The sequence below is a fragment of the Marinobacter sp. genome (assembly GCF_014859525.1).
In the GTDB taxonomy this organism is placed as follows: domain Bacteria; phylum Pseudomonadota; class Gammaproteobacteria; order Pseudomonadales; family Oleiphilaceae; genus Marinobacter.
The window spans coordinates 1-1,783 of the sequence record NZ_JACUUB010000163.1 but is presented as its reverse complement, the minus strand read 5'-3'; the positions used below and the strand labels follow the sequence as shown (position 1 = coordinate 1,783).

2 protein-coding genes are annotated in these 1,783 nt (G+C 57.2%); one reads left to right on the top strand and one right to left on the bottom strand.

Going from position 1 to position 1,783, the window contains the following annotated elements; translation table 11 throughout:
• Positions 1-146 precede the first annotated feature (146 nt).
• Positions 147-839 carry a hypothetical protein gene (locus IBX51_RS15020; RefSeq protein WP_291832137.1) on the top strand — a complete coding sequence of 231 codons (693 nt, stop codon included), beginning with the start codon at positions 147-149 and terminating at the stop codon, positions 837-839.
• Here IBX51_RS15020 and IBX51_RS15015 read toward each other — a convergent pair.
• Positions 831-1,721, bottom strand: a complete 891-nt coding sequence (locus IBX51_RS15015) for a chemotaxis protein (RefSeq protein ID WP_291832136.1) — start codon at positions 1,719-1,721, stop codon at positions 831-833. The genes IBX51_RS15020 and IBX51_RS15015 overlap by 9 nt on opposite strands.
• Positions 1,722-1,783: the final 62 nt, after the last annotated feature.

Here is a 1,783-nt window from a genome sequence, read left to right as displayed (position 1 = left end):
CACCCGCTCTGTCCGAGAGACTCACATGGGCATGCTCACCCGGGCAGAGTTGCGGCTGATCGCAGAATGGCTGGACACCAGTGCTCACCTTTATAACGACCCGGACAAGTTCGAGCTGCCATCGCCCTGAAAGAGGAGGTGCCGTCATGCAGACGTTAAGCGATCAGCCTGATGTGATTGATCTGGGCCGTTGGCACATTCCCGACCTGGAGCTTGAGCGCCAGGGTTGGGAACCGCCGCCCCGGGACACCTGGCGTGTAGAGCGGCGGTTGCGCCAGACACGGCCTGGTACCAGTACCTTGTACACCCGTTTCAATCAACATTATTTATTACTGAAGAGCCATCGCCGTAAGCGGGAACTGCCGGAGCAGGTGATCGACCTGACCTTCGTACAGGCGCAGCCCCGGGAAGTGAGGTGTTACCAGGCACGGTTGTGGCTTGCTGCCAGCGTTCTTGTTGGGCTGGCAATCCTGGCTGGCTACGGGTGGCCTGTTTCAAAGCTCTGGATGTTGCCGCCGATGGGTGTGGCGCTTGGCTGTGCCTTTCTGGCCTGGCGGAACTACCAGCACCGGTTTGAATTTCTCGCGCTCAACAGCGACGTCGTGGTGTTCGCTCTGGAGGCAAGCCTGCCTGACCGCCAGAGAGCAAGCCAGTTTCGGGAGGAAATAGCTCAAAGTATTCAGTGTGCCGGGGCGCGGTTGCCAGAGGGCAGGGCACGTTTGCCCCTCGCTATCGCGGAAATGCGCCGCCTGGCCGAGATTGGTGTGATAAGCACGCAGGATTACGAGCAGATCAAACGCAACTGGTTTGCCCTGTCGTTTGAACAGACGTCAGAGTGACGCCTCTGCCGCCCCTCTCAGCATAGCCTGCAGCAATTCCTCGGCATCAAACTTGGTGAGTGCCTCATTGGCACCTACCTGGTTGGCGTAGCTCAGGCTCATTTCGCTGTTCAGTGACGTGTGCAGAATGATGTAAGGCTGCTTCAGGGCGTTGTTGTCACGCACATTGAAGGTCAGTTCGTAGCCGTCCAGCCCTGGCATTTCGATATCGCTAACCAGGATGTCAATCGGGGTACCCCGTTCGTCCTGACTCAATAGCACCTGCAAGGCGTCATCACCACTGCTGGTCACGTGATAGGTAATGTCTTTGCTGTCCAGCACATCACACAGCTGTTTGCGGGCAACCTGGGAATCGTCCACCAGCAGGATATTCAGGGATTTCAGGGTTTCGCTCTGTACATCCGACAGCACCACGTTCTGGGCATCCAGCGATTCCGGGTAGACCTTGGCCAGCAGCAGCTCCACGTCAAGCAACTGAATGATGTCTCCGTCCATATCCAGTAGCCCGGTGATAAAGGCATTGGATCCCAGCGCCTTGGGCGGCGGCATCACGCTTTTCCAGTCGGTTTCGATAATCTGCTGAACGCTGCGCACCAGAAAGCCGATCTCCTGGCGCTGGATATCAGTCACGATGATCGAGGCTTTGTCGCGCTCTTCCGTTGTCAGGGCGGGATAACCGACCGCCGCCGCCATATCGATCACCGGCACCGCCGAGTTGCGGAAAGTCGCCGTACCGATCACGGCATGATGGCTGTGTGGCAGTTTCGTCAGCCGCTGAAATGGCAGAATCTCACGGATTTTGAGGGTGCCTATGCCAAAAAGCCGCGTTCCGAACAGACTGAACAGCAGGAGTTTCTGGGACTGCTTTGCTTTGCCGGTCATAGAGCCAGATCCTTGTAAATGCCAGAACTACGGTTGTTGGGAGCTCGTCAGAAAAAGTTTGA

Excerpts from the sequence above, each read along its gene's own strand:
- IBX51_RS15020 (WP_291832137.1), top strand. The coding sequence starts at position 147 with ATGCAGACGTTAAGCGATCAGCCTGATGTGATTGATCTGGGCCGTTGG.
- IBX51_RS15015 (WP_291832136.1), bottom strand. The coding sequence starts at position 1,721 with ATGACCGGCAAAGCAAAGCAGTCCCAGAAACTCCTGCTGTTCAGTCTG.